This is a genomic window from Trichococcus collinsii (genome assembly GCF_900107505.1).
GTDB classification, from domain to species: Bacteria; Bacillota; Bacilli; order Lactobacillales; family Aerococcaceae; genus Trichococcus; species Trichococcus collinsii.
Map to the genome: position 1 here is coordinate 288,178 of NZ_FNQH01000001.1, position 15,375 is coordinate 303,552.

13 protein-coding genes are annotated in these 15,375 nt (G+C 45.0%); 12 read left to right on the plus strand and 1 reads right to left on the minus strand.

The window, feature by feature from the left end:
* The first annotated feature begins 3 nt into the window (after positions 1 to 3).
* The 11 genes from BLV66_RS01445 (at position 4) to BLV66_RS01495 (ending at position 12,155) form a co-directional block, all read left to right on the plus strand.
* Positions 4 to 759 (plus strand): sugar phosphate isomerase/epimerase family protein, encoded by a 756-nt coding sequence (locus BLV66_RS01445; RefSeq protein WP_086985276.1) that lies wholly within the window; start codon positions 4 to 6, stop codon positions 757 to 759.
* 192 nt (positions 760 to 951) lie between these two features.
* The gene (gene tgt / locus BLV66_RS01450; protein WP_086985988.1) at positions 952 to 2,097 is read left to right on the plus strand and encodes a tRNA guanosine(34) transglycosylase Tgt; all 1,146 of its coding nucleotides are present in this window, start codon (positions 952 to 954) and stop codon (positions 2,095 to 2,097) included.
* 77 nt (positions 2,098 to 2,174) lie between these two features.
* Positions 2,175 to 2,522: a preprotein translocase subunit YajC gene (yajC, locus tag BLV66_RS01455; protein ID WP_218131784.1), complete on the plus strand. Its 348-nt coding sequence runs from the start codon at positions 2,175 to 2,177 to the stop codon at positions 2,520 to 2,522.
* 34 nt (positions 2,523 to 2,556) lie between these two features.
* A complete protein-coding gene (locus BLV66_RS01460; protein WP_086985274.1) occupies positions 2,557 to 2,838 on the plus strand; it encodes a post-transcriptional regulator in 282 nt (93 codons plus the stop codon).
* 624 nt (positions 2,839 to 3,462) lie between these two features.
* Positions 3,463 to 6,066, plus strand: a complete 2,604-nt coding sequence (gene adhE / locus BLV66_RS01465) for a bifunctional acetaldehyde-CoA/alcohol dehydrogenase (protein ID WP_086985272.1) — start codon at positions 3,463 to 3,465, stop codon at positions 6,064 to 6,066.
* 267 nt (positions 6,067 to 6,333) lie between these two features.
* Entirely contained in the window at positions 6,334 to 6,978 is a 645-nt protein-coding gene (locus BLV66_RS01470) for a metal-dependent transcriptional regulator (RefSeq protein ID WP_086985270.1), read from the plus strand.
* A 25-nt stretch (positions 6,979 to 7,003) separates the two neighbouring features.
* Positions 7,004 to 8,134: a DNA polymerase IV gene (dinB, locus tag BLV66_RS01475; RefSeq protein ID WP_086985268.1), complete on the plus strand. Its 1,131-nt coding sequence runs from the start codon at positions 7,004 to 7,006 to the stop codon at positions 8,132 to 8,134.
* A 40-nt stretch (positions 8,135 to 8,174) separates the two neighbouring features.
* Positions 8,175 to 8,996 (plus strand): ZIP family metal transporter, encoded by an 822-nt coding sequence (locus tag BLV66_RS01480; RefSeq protein WP_086985266.1) that lies wholly within the window; start codon positions 8,175 to 8,177, stop codon positions 8,994 to 8,996.
* Between the two features lie 158 nt (positions 8,997 to 9,154).
* Complete coding sequence (locus BLV66_RS01485) at positions 9,155 to 9,835, plus strand: metal-dependent hydrolase (protein ID WP_086985264.1); 681 nt, start codon at positions 9,155 to 9,157, stop codon at positions 9,833 to 9,835.
* Positions 9,836 to 9,858: 23 nt separating this feature from the next.
* Positions 9,859 to 11,181 (plus strand): DRTGG domain-containing protein, encoded by a 1,323-nt coding sequence (locus BLV66_RS01490; protein ID WP_086985262.1) that lies wholly within the window; start codon positions 9,859 to 9,861, stop codon positions 11,179 to 11,181.
* 11 nt (positions 11,182 to 11,192) lie between these two features.
* The gene (locus BLV66_RS01495) at positions 11,193 to 12,155 is read left to right on the plus strand and encodes a DHH family phosphoesterase (RefSeq protein ID WP_086985259.1); all 963 of its coding nucleotides are present in this window, start codon (positions 11,193 to 11,195) and stop codon (positions 12,153 to 12,155) included.
* A 66-nt stretch (positions 12,156 to 12,221) separates the two neighbouring features.
* On the opposite strand, the gene zwf is transcribed toward BLV66_RS01495, so the two are convergent.
* A complete protein-coding gene (zwf, locus tag BLV66_RS01500) occupies positions 12,222 to 13,742 on the minus strand; it encodes a glucose-6-phosphate dehydrogenase (RefSeq protein ID WP_086985257.1) in 1,521 nt (506 codons plus the stop codon).
* Between the two features lie 264 nt (positions 13,743 to 14,006).
* Between zwf and BLV66_RS01505 the strand changes: the two genes are divergently transcribed.
* The gene (locus BLV66_RS01505) at positions 14,007 to 15,323 is read left to right on the plus strand and encodes a DEAD/DEAH box helicase (protein WP_425445304.1); all 1,317 of its coding nucleotides are present in this window, start codon (positions 14,007 to 14,009) and stop codon (positions 15,321 to 15,323) included.
* The last annotated feature ends 52 nt before the right edge of the window (positions 15,324 to 15,375 follow it).

Consider the following 15,375-nt stretch of genomic DNA (forward strand, 5'->3'; position numbering starts at 1 on the left):
TGGATGCCCAGAGAGATCGGATTGAACACTTTAGCGTACATGAACAGAGCTGCGGACAATAAAGTGGAACAAAAAGAAATACTGAAGGAAATCAAGGAAATGGGCTTCCCGATTGTGGAAGTCAGAAGAGAATACATTCCGTCCGGCAAAACGGAAATGAAGGAAATAGCCCAGCGAGCCGCTGACTTGGGTTTGAAGGTATTCTATTCCGTCCCGGCAGAACTGTTTACAGCAGGCGCATTGAATGGACAACTGGGCAGCTATTTTGAGGAGGCCGCCCTATTGAACGCAGTCCAGCTGAAACTGACTTTAGGTGAATTCAGGGGATTCACAGACAAGCTGGCTGAAGAATTACGCGAATTATTGACGACCTATTCTATTCATTTGACGATCGAAAATGACCAGAGTACTGATAAGGGTAGCCCGGCTGTCCTGACGGGTTTCATTGCCGAAACCCGCAAAGCCTCGTTGGACATCGGACTGACTTTTGACACAGGCAATTTCGTTTACATCGACTGCGATCCCTTCGCCGCGGCAGAGCAAATGTGCGAAGCGGTAACCTACATCCACATCAAGAACGTTGCCATCACGGACAGCGGAATTGTTTTATCCGGACTGGAATCCGGGTTGGTGGATATGCGCCGTCTTTTATCGTTGTTCCCGGACTCGGTGCCGGCCAGCATCGAATATCCCTGCGGTGTCGGCGACCAAGTGACAAAAACCATCAGCACCGATTACAAAAAGATTCAATCTTGGTGAACGCCCCTTAAAAAGAACCATTATCTGTCGTTCCGATAGGGGGCTGACAATCATCGCAAGTCGATCAGAATAAGCGACAATAAATACAATCCGAAGCATCCGGATTGTATTTTTTTAGTTACGAATACAAGAAAGTAGTGTGCGATTGTGGTATACTGATTGCCGGATATCTATAAGAAAGAAGTGAATACATTGACTGAACCAGCGATTCGTTATCGCCTTATCAAAAAAGAAAAACATACAGGTGCACGCTTGGGAGAAATCATCACCCCCCACGGCACTTTTCAGACGCCCATGTTCATGCCGGTAGGGACTTTGGCCACCGTGAAGACGATGTCTCCTGAAGAATTGAAGGCGATGGGCTCTCAGATCATTCTGAGCAACACTTATCATCTCTGGCTCAGACCGGGCTCAGACTTGGTGGAAGAGGCAGGAGGGCTGCATAAATTCATGAATTGGGACAGAGGGATCTTGACCGATTCAGGCGGCTTCCAGGTTTTCTCATTAAGCCAGAACAGACAGATCACTGAGGCCGGTGTACATTTCCGCAATCATCTGAACGGTTCGAAAATGTTCCTGTCACCGGAAAAAGCGATCCATATCGAAAATCAACTGGGTGCTGACATCATCATGAGTTTTGATGAATGCCCTCCTTACAGCGAAAGCTATGATTACATCAAAGCATCGGTCGAAAGAACGACCAGATGGGCAGAACGTGGCCTTGAAGCCCACAAAAAGCCTAATCAACAAGGCTTGTTCGGAATCATCCAAGGAGCAGGCTACAAGGATTTAAGACTGCAGAGCGCCAAAGAACTGATTTCCTTGGATTTTCCAGGCTATTCGATTGGTGGACTTTCGGTAGGCGAAACGAAAGAAGAAATGAATGGTGTGCTGGATTACCTGACGCCAGTCATGCCTGAGGACAAACCAAGGTATCTGATGGGCGTAGGGGCGCCAGATTCCTTAATCGACGGCGTCATCCGCGGAATCGATATGTTCGATTGTGTCTTGCCTACCCGTATAGCGCGGAACGGCACATGTATGACAAGTAGTGGCCGCTTGGTTATCAAAAATGCGAAATATGAACGGGATTTCCGTCCATTGGATGAAAAATGCGATTGCTACACCTGCAAAAACTACACACGTGCGTATATTCGTCATTTAATCAAAGCTGATGAAACATTTGGCTTGCGCTTGACCTCGTACCATAATCTCCATTTCTTGATAAATCTGATGAAAAATGTGCGCCAAGCCATCATGGATGATAACCTGTTGGAATTTAGGGAAGCGTTCGTGGAAGAATATGGCTTCAACGTTGAAAATCCGAAGAAGTTTTAGCTTTTGGGTGGTAGTCTATCCTAAAGTTTGGTAAAGTGGATGATAGATAAAAATAATCCACAGATGGAGGAAAATGTATGGATACAGTAATCATGATTGCCTTTTATGGGGTGCTGTTCGGCGTAATGTATTTCATCCTGATCAGACCACAAAAGAAACAAGCGCAAAAAACGCAAGACATGCTGAGTCAAATCAAGCCAGGAGATAGAGTAGTCACCATTGGCGGCCTGCACGGAATTGTCGAAGAAATCAACTCTGCTGATAACACAGTCGTATTGGATTGCGAAGGGATCTTCCTGACTTTTGAAAAACGTTCTATTTCACGTATTTCAAAAGTGGCCACAATTACAACTGATGATGCAATTGTCGAAGATTATTCAGCAACAGAATCAGAGCAAGAACAAGCGGACAAAAACGAAGAGTAACACGATTTGATTCATCGGAAAGGAGGGACGGCGAATGCCGAATATATCTGAGAAGCAATATGCTCAATTGGAGCCTTGGTTCAAATTGAAAGCAACTGAGTTCAATAAACTGGGCTACGAGAACATCCAAGTCGACGATATCTATCGCTATTTCAAAGAATTTTCTTGGAAGCATACTGTCCCTCCGCATTATTACCAACAGATCCGGGATATCATGAAGACGACGGTAAACCACTACTTCGACTTCGTTGCTTTGGAAGCGCAAGTCTACAAGGTCTCTTCATTGGATGAAATGAATTTTGATGATTTCCTATGAAACGTTACACGCGAAAAGTACAATACTTCAGAGTATTGTGCTTTTTTTTAGGGCATATAACTTTCTGGCATTCATGATCAACCTTGATTTAATTAAACTGAACGATAACGTATGATTTGGAAAGCAAAACGTATTTTCGTATAATATCCTTGTGGGGTGATTGATTTTTTGATAGCATCATCAAAGCGGGACGAATTCAGCCCTAAAAATCAAGTGAAATATTTTTTTCACTCGAATATGAATCGCTAAATACAAAATAAGGAGGGTTTGACTATTAGTAAGCGGATTTATTCAGTTCAGTTGCCTCTAGATTGCATAAAACACTCGGGTAGGGACGCTTAGCGGCCATATATATTTTCGGTATAAAAATTATTTCAAAAAAACTTTTTTCCGCACGGATTCCGAACAATGATAATAATTTCACAATCAAAAGCTTGAGAAACTGACTGTTTCCATAAACTATTTGTGAAAACCAGCAGAGGCTAAAATATCCTTTGAACACGCTTACAGCGCCTATATGGAAAATACGTGAAGAATATCACATCTATTCGCTTTACAAACGAAATTCCATGAAATATAATAAGCATGTGAAAAGGATAACATACATTTTTAGGAGGATCTCACATGAGTAAAGAAAAAGTAGTTTTAGAGGAGAAAAAACCCATGATGACTGTAAAAGAAGAAATCAGCAACTACACTGGAAAAGCCCAAAAAGCTTTGACTCTATTTGAAGATTATACCCAAGAACAAGTCGACCACATCGTCCACGAAATGGCATTAGCTGCAATGGAGCAACATATGCCACTTGCAAAAATGGCAGTTGAAGAAACAGGCCGAGGCGTTTATGAAGATAAATGTATCAAAAACATGTATGCCGCTGAAAACATTTGGCATTCAATCAGAAAAAATAAAACAGTCGGAATCATCGAAGACAATAAAGTTGATCAAATCATGAAGGTTGCCGCTCCTGTAGGCGTTGTTGCCGGTATCATTCCGACAACCAACCCAACTTCGACAACAATCTTCAAAGCAATGATCTGTATGAAAACAAGAAACCCGATCATCTTCTCTTTCCACCCAAGCGCAGAAAAATGTTCGGCTGCAACTGCAAAAGTTGTTTACGATGCTGCCATCAAAGCAGGCGCACCTGCTGACTGTATCCAATGGGTAGAAGGCGTATCAATGGAAAAAACAGCTGAATTGATCAACCATCCAGAAGTTGCTGTCGTATTGGCTACAGGTGGAGCTGCAATGGTTAAAGCTGCTTATTCTACTGGTAAACCAGCATTGGGAGTTGGTCCTGGTAACGTTCCGGCTTACATCGAAAAATCAGCAAACGTTAAACGCGCTGTAAACGACATCATCGTTTCAAAAACGTTCGACAACGGTATGATCTGTGCTTCAGAACAAGCTGCAATCGTCGACAGCGAAATCTATGATGAAGTCAAAAAAGAATTCCAATTGCACAATGTATACTTCGCTAAACCTGAAGAAATTCAACAATTGGAAGACGTCGTGATGAATGATGCCAAAACTGGCGTGAGACCGAATGTTGTCGGTATGCACGCTCGTAAAATCGCTGAATTGGCTGGATTGAACGTTCCTGCAAACACCAAATTGTTGATCGCTGAATTACCGGGCGTCGGAGCAGAATACCCAATGTCAAGAGAAAAATTATCTCCAGTATTGGCTATGATGAAATCAGACAGTACAGAGCATGGCTTCGAACTATGCAAACAAATGCTGGATTTGGGTGGTTTAGGTCACTCGGCTTCACTGCATACTCGCCGCAATGATTTGATTGAGCAATTCGGAAAAGAAATGAAAGCTTGCCGCGTTCTTATCAACTCTCCATCTTCTCAAGCTGGTATCGGTGACTTGTACAACAATAATATCGCTTCATTAACTTTGGGTTGCGGATCTTACGGCAGAAACTCAGTTTCTCATAACGTTTCTGCATTAGATTTATTGAACGTGAAAACTGTTGCTAAAAGGAGAAATAATATGCAGTGGATTAAATTGCCAGAGAAGGTTTACTTCGAAGAAAATTCAGTTAGATACTTACGTGACATGAAAGATGTCGAAAGAGTCTTCATCGTCTGCGACGACGGCATGGTCAAATTCGGCTATGTGGATGTAGTCATCGAACAATTGAAACAACGCAACAACAAAGTATCTTACGCAATCTTCTCAGATGTTGAACCTAACCCGACAACAAACACTGTAAACCGTGGTACTGAAAAAATGCGCGACTTCAAACCGGATACAATCATCGCAATCGGCGGGGGTTCTCCAATGGATGCTGCCAAAGCGATGTGGTTGTTCTATGAGCACCCAGAAAGCGACTTCTTCGGCGCTAAACAAAAATTCTTGGATATCCGCAAACGTACTTACAAGATCAAGGACATGGAAAAAGCGAAACTTGTCTGCATCCCTACCACATCAGGTACTGGTTCAGAAGTAACGCCATTCGCGGTTATCACAGACAGCGAAACACACATCAAGTACCCATTGGCTGACTACGCATTGACTCCGGATGTTGCTATCGTGGATCCACAATTCGTATACAGTGTTCCTAAATCTGTAACTGCAGATACTGGTATGGACGTATTGACGCATGCCATCGAATCTTTTGTTTCCGTATTGGCAAACGACTACACTAAAGGTTTGAGCTTGCAAGCCATCAAACTGGTATTCGAAAACTTGAGAAATTCATACAACTACGGCGACCAAGAATCACGCGAAAAAATGCACAACGCTTCAACAATCGCTGGTATGGCCTTCGCGAATGCGTTCCTGGGTATTTCCCACTCGATCGCACACAAAATCGGCGGACAATGGGATCTGATCCACGGCCGTACGAACGCTATCCTGTTGCCGCATATCGTCCGCTACAATGCGCTCGATCCGCAAAAACATGCATTGTGGGCTAAATATGAGTACTTCCGTGCAGACGAAGACTACGCTGAAATCGCTCGTTACCTAGGCTTCAAAGGCAACACGACTGCTGAATTGGTAGAAGCTTTGGCTACTGAAATCACTAAATTAGGTCAAGATATCGGCATCAAGATGAACTTCAAGGATCAAGGCATCACTGATGAAATGCTTGATCGCGATGCGGACCGCTTAGCTGAATTGGCATTCGAAGATCAATGTACAACAGCTAACCCTAAACAACCACTGATCTCAGAATTGAAAGAAATCATCTACGCAGCCTACAAAGGTTAATAGTAGATAAAGGAAAGCCGGGACACGCTCCCGGCTTTTTTTGTTGTTCAAAAAATTTTCATGATCAGGTAACAGCTTGGGCACGCCGTATTGTCCGTTTTGTCCAACAGGTTTCGCCAATTTGTAGCCAGCCAACATATTCTGTTGCTGAAGCGGGGTATATACTGACACCGAACGGATTATTGTGGGTTTTAGGCTTGTAATCAAGTGAATTTGTCGTATAATATAAAATGTAGTTTAGGCAAACCTAAAAAGAGGAGGGAGCGCATGACACCGCATAAAGAGGATTATCTGAAAGTAATCATGGAATTGGGTGGAGACAAACAGCTTGTCAACAATAAGCAGATCGGACAAGCTTTATCCGTATCTGCCGCTTCTGTCACCGAAATGTCCGTTAAATTGCTCAAAGATGGCCTGATCAGCCACATCCCGTACCAAGGGGTGCAAATCACAGACAAAGGACAATTGATCGCAAATAAGTTGATTCGCAAACATCGGCTTTGGGAAGTGTTTCTCTCGGAGAAATTGGATTTCAACTGGGACGAAGTGCATGATGAAGCGGAACTGTTGGAGCATGTCTCATCGGATCGTTTGATTGATAGTTTAGATGCCTATCTAGGTTTTCCTAAATATGATCCGCATGGGGGCGTGATACCCGACAAAGAGGGTCGGATCGAAGTTTATGAAAGCAAACCATTGATCGAGCTGGAAGTCGGCAGCCGCTTCATCATCAGGGAAGTTGATGATGATCAAGAATTTCTGGCGTATTTGCTCAACAAGGATGTAAAGTTAAACGTTCCTTACCTTTTGACAAACGTGGAGCCGTACGAAGGCCCGTATACTTTTGAGGCGCAGAATCACCAGTCTTACCAAATCAGCTTCAAAGCGGCAAGTAAAATTCACGTTCAATAAAGCAGTTCAAAACAAGGAGAACAGTATGCAGATTGGGATCTTGACCTTCAAGGAACCCGAAAATGATAAAACTAGAAAAATTATCCATTTGGATATGGATGCCTTCTACGCTTCAATCGAGGAAAGGGATCATCCGGAACATCGCGGCAAACCGATCTTCATTGCGAATCATCCGAGAGATACAGGGCGCAAGGGGGTTGTGACTACAGCCAATTATGCCGCCAGAAAATTCGGCATCCATTCGGCGATGAGTGCGCAGAAAGCTTTTGAACTCTGCCCGGATGCCATCTTCATTCCTCCGCGCATGAGCTATTACAAAACTGTTTCCCAGCAGATCAGGGGGGTATTCGCGCGCTTTACCGATTTGATAGAACCTTTGTCGCTTGATGAAGCCTATTTGGATGTCACCAAGAATAAGCAGAATCTGTCCAGTGCGACAATGATTGCCCGACAAATCCAAAGAGAAGTCTGGCAGGAAACGGGTCTGACTTGTTCGGCCGGTGTCTCCTACAATAAATTCATTGCAAAGATTGCTTCCGACTTCCGGAAACCGTCTGGTATGACTGTTATCGCACCAACCGATGCAGCCGATTTTTTGCGGGGGCTACCCATCGAAAAGTTTTATGGCGTCGGCAAGAAAACTGTCGAAAAGATGAAGCTATTGGGCATCCATTCTGGAGAAGATCTCTATCTTTTTGATCAAAGTGAATTGATTTCAAAATTCGGCAAGCATGGATATATCCTGTATCAAAGGGTCAGAGGCATTGACAACCGAGCTGTGGAGCCCGAAAGAGAAAGGAAATCAATCGGGAAAGAACACACCTTTACACAATTCCTGACTGATGAGGAACAGGTCAGAACGGAACTGAAACAAATCGCTCTGGCTGTCCAAATAGCCCTGCACACCAATAAGTTGCATGGTCGGTCGATTGTATTGAAGATCCGCTACGCTGATTTCGATACCATAACCAGAAGAAAGACCCGTGTCGATCATTTTTCCCAAGCGGAGGATATTTTCCGTCATATCTGGGAACTGTGGTTGGACCACGGCACGATAGAACGGCATGTACGTTTATTGGGGATAACCGTCACACAGCTCGACCCCATCCATTATGAGAACATTCAGTTGCCATTATGGAATACGACGCATCTATAGAAATCATTCATCATTTCATTATAAAGGGGAGATAAAAATCATGTTAGAGTCATTCAGTCAATTAAATCCAATTATGCAAGCATTCATAGCGGGATTGTTCACCTGGGGTTGTACCATCATAGGTGCCTCGTTTGTGTTTTTCTTCAAATCCGTCAACCGCAAAGTTCTTGACGTCATGAGCGGATTCGCTGCCGGGGTCATGATTGCGGCATCATTTTGGTCATTATTGGCCCCATCAATATCCCATGCCGAAGAGAATGGCTACGGCGGCTTGTCGTGGGTTCCAGCAGCAATCGGTTTTTTGTTGGGTGGCGTGTTTTTACGTATGACGGATAAAATCGTCCCCCATCTGCACTTAGGTGAACCAATGGAACACCGGGAAGGTCCGCAGACACAAGCTTCCCGAAACCTCTTGTTGTTCCTTGCAATCACGATCCATAACATTCCCGAGGGCTTAGCAGTCGGAGTCGGTTTTGGAGCAGTGGCAGCCGGCATATCCGAGGATAATACGTTATTGAGTGCAATCGGTCTGGCAATCGGTATCGGCATCCAGAACATACCTGAAGGATCGGCCTTATCTATGCCAATCCGGGCTGATGGCAACAGCAGAATGAAGGCCTTCAATTACGGCCAGCTTTCCGCCATCGTTGAGCCAATTGCGGCAGTCATCGGGGCAGCCGCCGTCATATCGATGAGTGCGATTTTGCCGTACGCGCTTGCGTTCGCTGCTGGAGCCATGATTTTTGTTGTCGTCGAAGAACTGATACCGGAGTCGCAAACGAACGGCAACAGCGATATAGCCACGATGGGACTTATGGTAGGCTTCTCAGTCATGATGATTCTTGACGTCGCTTTAGGATGATGAATAATTTGTTAAAAGGCCTTCTATGCGGAAGGCCTTTTAATGTATGCAGAACAAACTAATCGCACTCGCTTTTAGTTGTACTAATAAACTGTTTCATGATACGATGAACACTGAATAATACAGTTTTTTTGTCAAAGAGAAAGGTGAGGAATCGCATGAAGATATCTTTTCACGGGCAATCCTGCGTATACATCGAAACAGCGGAACGAAAGCGTCTGCTGATCGATCCTTTCCTGTCAGGAAACCCACTGAGCGACCTGGATCCGGACAAGATACTTTGCGATGTGATCCTATTGACACATGCACATGGTGATCATGTCGGTGATACAGAAAGGATCGCGCGCAGAACAAATCCACTGATTATTTCGACTGTTGAACTAGCTGGCTATTTTGCCGCGAAAGGATTCCGGACACATGGCATGCAACCGGGCGGAGGGCATCTCTTCGATTTCGGTTATGTGAAACTGACACAGGCTATCCATGGGTCGGCAATGACTGTCGATGGCCTGCCTTATACATTTGGGTTGGCAACCGGCATCCTCTTGAACGCTGAAGGCAAAACAATCTATCATGCGGGCGATACAGCGTTGTTTTCCGATATGAAATTGATAGGGCAAGATTATCCAATCGATGTGGCGTTTCTGCCGATTGGAGACAACTACACGATGGGGCCTAAAGACGCCGCAAAAGCTGTGGCGTTTTTGGAACCCCGAATGGCAGTTCCAATCCACTACAACACCTTTCCGTTGATTAAGCAAGATCCAAATGATTTTTTGTCCCTTTTGGATGATGGAGTTGGCCTCATCATGCAACCGGGAGATTTCATTTCAATATAATAAATAAAGCAAGGGAGTGCACTATGGCAACGAAACACGAGCAAATCATTCAATATATCGAAACGCTGCCGGTCGGGGAAAAGCTTTCCGTCCGTACGATAGCTAAAAATTTGAACATGTCTGAAGGGACAGCTTACCGCGCCATCAAAGATGCAGAGAATATAGGATTGGTTTCAACTATCGAGCGGGTAGGCACCATCCGGATCGAACGTAAGTCGAAAGATAACATCGAAACGCTGACTTTCGGCCAGATTTGTAAAATCATCGATGGGGATATTTTGGGCGGCAAGAAAGGCCTTGATAAGACGTTGAGCAAATTCATCATCGGAGCTATGCAACGCGAAGCGATGGAGCGTTATATTTCACCCGGATCGCTAATGATCGTCGGTAACCGGAACGATATCCAGGAATTTGCATTAGAGAAAGGCGCAGCTGTACTGATTACAGGGGGATTCGATACGGATGATGGCATCGTTCATTTGGCTGATCAGGTCGAAATGCCGATACTGCGAACAACCTATGACACCTTTACCGTGGCGACGATGATCAACCGCGCCATGACGGATCAACTGATCAAAAAAGAAATTATGTTGGTGGAGGATATCTACACCCCGATAGATGAGACGAAATTTCTCTCGTTGGACGACACCGTTTTTCAATACCGTAATCTCAATACTGTAAGCACCCACTCACGTTTCCCAATCGTTAATCACAATATGCGCCTTGTGGGCATCATCACAGCGAAGGACATCCTAGGAAAAGCTGATACACTTTCGCTCGAACGGGTAATGACCCGGGATCCGATAGTTGCAAAAACGCACATGAGTGTAGCAAGTGTGGCGCACCGGATGATTTGGGATGGCTTAGAAGTAATGCCTGTGGTGAAAGATAATTTGCAGCTGCTGGGCATTATTTCGCGCCAGGATGTCATGAAGGCAATGCAGCTTGCGCAACGTCAGCCGCAAGTCGGCAACACAATCGAGGACCAAGTTGTAGAAAACCTATCCTTGACCAGCTCGGAAGAAGGAGACAGCTTACCTGCTTATCGCTTCAGAATCACACCACAAATGACGAACAGTCTGGGGACTGTGTCGTTCGGAGTGCTGAGCGAAGTTTTGGCGAGCACGACCAAGAAAATCTTGTATACCTTACAGAAACGGAATGCTGTCATCGAGCAGATGGACATCTATCAATTGAAGATGATCCAGATAGACAGCGTCATTGAGATACGTTCAAAAATATTGGAATTGGGTAGAAGATCATCCAAATTGGATGTCGAAGTCTATTTAGAAAATTCATTGGTCAGCAAAGCGATCGTCATTTGCCAACTGATGGAAAAATCCTAGGAGGTAAGTAAGTGGGAAATCCGATTTATGCAGATATAGTCAGTAAAATTCAAGAGTATGCCACCATCATCATCCATCGGCACCTGCGTCCGGATCCGGATGCGTTGGGGTCTCAGAACGGCCTCGCCAACTTGATCAGGCAAGCCTATCCTGAGAAAAAAGTATTCGTTGTCGGTGAAAATGAAGACAGCCTTTCCTATCTTGGTAGCATGGATAGCATCCCGGATGAGGCCTATGAGGGTGCTTTGGTGATTGTCACGGACACCGCGAATCAGCCCAGAGTCAGCGACAAACGTTTTGTCAAAGGGGATTATCTGATCAAAATCGATCATCATCCGAATGAAGATCCCTACGGTGATATTTGCCTTGTGGAGACGCAAGCCAGCAGCAGCAGCGAAATCATCGCAAAAATTTCTTTTTCAACTGGGGACAAGCTGCCGATGAACACTGCAGCGGCCCGGCTTTTGTATGCCGGCATCGTCGGTGATACAGGCAGATTCCTCTATCCAGCGACTACAGCAGTGACAATGGAAATAGCCTCCAAACTGATGCAGTTTGATTTTTCTGCTTCAGATATCAGTCAAATGATGAACACAAATTCCTTGAAAACGGCCAATTTGTCAGGATTCGTCCTGCAGAGTTTGACGATCAATGATGTCGGGGTCGCCAGCATCATCCTCTCCCAAGAAATACTTGGGAAATTCGGTGCGGTCGACAGCGACACCGCTCCGGTTGTCCCTTTACCGGGCACCGTAGAGGGCATTTTATGTTGGGGGATATTTGTGGAGCAACCAAACGGCACGTACCGCTGCAGACTGCGCTCAAAAGGCCCAATCATCAATGAGGTCGCCAAACGGCATGGCGGAGGCGGGCACCCGCTTGCGAGCGGAGCGAACGCGAAGGATGAGGCGGAGATAAACGATATCATTTTGGAATTGGAAGAGCTTGCGATCGAATGGCAGAACACGCATTGATGAAACAGACTTGAATCGAAAAAGGCCGGACAAAAGCGTCGTTTCGCTTTTGTCCGGCCTTTAGTTTTATTCGTTTTCCTGTTTTTCTTTGTAACTTTGACTCCAGTTGAATTCAGTCCAGTGGAATCCGTCCTGCTCAAGCAAAGCGTCACTTTCTTTGGGTCCCATCGAGTGGCTCTCATACGCGAAAAGGGTATTCGTGCAATCTTCTTGGGCGTCCCAAACTTTGCGGATCTCATCAACGAAGCGCCAAGATTGTGCGACTTCATCCCAATGGGAAAAGTTTGTCGGGTCGCCGTTCAGGCAATCCAGTAAGAGGCGTTCATAGGCTTCAGGGCTGTTTGCTTGCGTTTCCTCATCATAGATGTGGTGCATGCGGATATTCTTCATCTCGGTTCCTTGACCGACCCGTTTGGCGTTCAGGCGTAAGGAGAAGCCTTCCAGTGGTGAAACATGGATGGTCAGTACATTCGGTTCAGCGATTTCGTCGACGCCTTCAGTAGGGAAGATATTCATCGATACGTGCTTGAACTGGATATGGATGTATGTTTCTTTTGAAGCCATTTGTTTGCCGGTCCGGATGTAGAAAGGAACGCCTTTCCAACGGAAATTATCGACTAATATTTTGCCGGCAACAAAGGTTTCGGTTGATGAATCAGGATTGACGTTAGGTTCCTCCCGGTAGGGTTGCAACGCTTTTGCAGGGTTTCCGGCGTACTGGGCCCGGATAAAGTTGCGGTTCACCTCTTCGGGGGTGTTGTACAGACGCAAGGAACGAAGAGCCTTAATTTTCTCGGAACGGACATCTTCGCCTTGCAAGGACAGCGGCGGTTCCATAACCAACAAGGCAACGATCTGAAGGATGTGATTTTGCACCATATCGCGCAGAGCACCATTGTTGTCGTAGTAAGCACCTCGTTCCTCCACTCCGACAGTCTCGGAGAGGGTAATCTGAACATTGTCGATGTACTTATTGTTCCACAGCGATTCGAAAATCATATTGGAGAAACGGACGGCAGAGATGTTCTGCACCATTTCTTTGCCCAAATAATGATCGATGCGGAAGATTTGGTTCTCGTCAAATGATTTGCGCAGCTTAGTGTTCAGCGCATCCGCGGATTCGAAATCGCGCCCGAATGGCTTCTCGATGATCAAGCGGTTGAATCCGTCTTCTGTGATCAGTTTTTGTTCTTTCAGTTTTTCGGCAATGATGCCGAAAAATTCAGGAGACATCGCCAGATAAAAAATACGGTTTCCTGACAGCGAATACTTGGCATCCAAGGATTCGGACAAGACCTTCAATTTGATGTAGTGTTCCGAGTCGTTGACGTTGTGGGCGATGTAATAGAAATGGGCTGCAAAAGAAACAGCTTCTTCTTTATCCTCAGTCAAATCTTTGATGGAATCCAAGACCACTTCACGGAAATGTTCATCGGACCAATCTCGTCGCGCTGTTCCGATAACGGCAAAATTATCTTTAATAAATCCTTTTTTGTATAAGCGAAATAATGATGGATACAGTTTACGGTGAGCCAAATCACCAGTTGCTCCGAAAATAGTAAACAGAGCAGTATTTTGGGTAATCATTACATGCCCCCCTTTTATTATGATTAGATTCTATTCATTATATCATTATACTATTATCATATACGGTTGGCAATGAAAGAAAGCGTCTGTTTTCATGTTGACGGTATCGTTGACGGGCTGCTTTCGCTAGTTTGTATAAATATGTTGCGAATAAATTTATGCGTTTGATTTTCAAATTCTTATTTGAAATTAAGGTTTAAACCTTGCGCATGTGTTATAATGGTAAGGCATAAAATACGCAGAAGAAAAACAAGAGGTGTAAACGTGGAATTTAAAGACTTTCAATTGAAGCCATTTTTGCTGGAGGCAATCAGCAAATTGAATTTCAAAGAACCGACCGATATCCAAAAACAAATTATCCCGATCATTCGAACCGGCAAGAGCGTGATTGGTCAATCGCAGACAGGAACAGGGAAAAGCCATAGCTTCTTGCTACCCTTGATCGATGCCATCGACCCATCAAAAAATGAAGTCCAAGTTGTCATCACTTCACCTAGCCGTGAGCTAGCTGAACAACTGTATCAAACAGCCAGTCAACTGGTCTCAAACGCGCCCGAGGAAATCCGTATCGTCAGCTACGTAGGCGGCACTGACAAAAAACGTCAAATGTCGAAACTAGTCAACAACCAACCGCATATCGTCATCGGAACTCCCGGCAGGATCCTTGACCTGATAAATGAGCAAGCACTTAAGATCCATACAGCTAAAAAGATGGTCATTGACGAGGCGGATATGACGCTGGATCTAGGCTTCCTGCATGATGTCGATCAGATTGCCGGCCGTTTGCCGGAAAAACTGCAGATGCTGGTATTCTCGGCTACGATCCCAGAAAAACTGAAGGGCTTTTTGAAGAAATACGTCGAAAACCCTGTCGTTGTCCAATTGAAACCGGAACATATCATTGCACCGGCAATCGATAATCTGTTGCTGTCCACTAAAGGCCACGCAAAGATTGATGTTCTGTACCAAGTGTTGACAATGGGGGAACCGTATCTGGCATTGATTTTTGCCAATACAAAACAAAATGTCGAGGAAATCGCTGATGGACTGAGACAACGTGGCATTCAGCCGGCTGTCTTGCATGGCGATGTGCCGGCTCGTGAACGCAAACGCATCATGAGAAGAGTCCATAATATGGAGTATCAATTCATGGTGGCTACCGATTTAGCGGCACGCGGTATCGATATCGAAGGCGTTTCACACGTCATCAACTATGAATTGCCGAAGGACATGGAATTTTTCGTACACCGTACGGGCAGAACGGGACGCAGCAACTTAAAAGGAACTGCGATCACTCTGTACGCACCAGGTGAGGAAAAGGCAATCGACGATTTGGAGAAATACGGTGTTGTTTTCAAACCGGTCGCTATCGAAAAAGATCAACTTGTCGAAACTTACGAAAGAAAACGCCGTGAGATGAGAAACGCTCCAAGTCAATTGGAACCCGATCATCGCATCCGCGGCATGGTAAACAAAGCTAAGAAACAAGTGAAGCCTGGCTACAAACGTAAACTGAAAGAAAATATCGCCAGCCAACAGAAACGCAAAAGAAGAGCAAGCCAAACCCGCAACCACGGGTAAAAAATGAGAAAAGCTTCACGTGTAAGGCCTTCATCCGTTTTCCGAAGGCCTT

What these genes read in the sequence shown, in the direction of transcription:
- BLV66_RS01485 (WP_086985264.1), top strand. Translation starts at nt 9,155, where the DNA reads ATGAAGATATCTTTTCACGGGCAATCCTGCGTATACATCGAAACAGCG.
- dinB (WP_086985268.1), top strand. Translation starts at nt 7,004, where the DNA reads ATGCAGATTGGGATCTTGACCTTCAAGGAACCCGAAAATGATAAAACT.
- BLV66_RS01480 (WP_086985266.1), top strand. Translation starts at nt 8,175, where the DNA reads ATGTTAGAGTCATTCAGTCAATTAAATCCAATTATGCAAGCATTCATA.
- adhE (WP_086985272.1), top strand. Translation starts at nt 3,463, where the DNA reads ATGAGTAAAGAAAAAGTAGTTTTAGAGGAGAAAAAACCCATGATGACT.
- zwf (WP_086985257.1), bottom strand. Translation starts at nt 13,742, where the DNA reads ATGATTACCCAAAATACTGCTCTGTTTACTATTTTCGGAGCAACTGGT.
- yajC (WP_218131784.1), top strand. Translation starts at nt 2,175, where the DNA reads ATGGATACAGTAATCATGATTGCCTTTTATGGGGTGCTGTTCGGCGTA.
- BLV66_RS01490 (WP_086985262.1), top strand. Translation starts at nt 9,859, where the DNA reads ATGGCAACGAAACACGAGCAAATCATTCAATATATCGAAACGCTGCCG.
- BLV66_RS01460 (WP_086985274.1), top strand. Translation starts at nt 2,557, where the DNA reads ATGCCGAATATATCTGAGAAGCAATATGCTCAATTGGAGCCTTGGTTC.
- BLV66_RS01470 (WP_086985270.1), top strand. Translation starts at nt 6,334, where the DNA reads ATGACACCGCATAAAGAGGATTATCTGAAAGTAATCATGGAATTGGGT.
- BLV66_RS01445 (WP_086985276.1), top strand. Translation starts at nt 4, where the DNA reads ATGCCCAGAGAGATCGGATTGAACACTTTAGCGTACATGAACAGAGCT.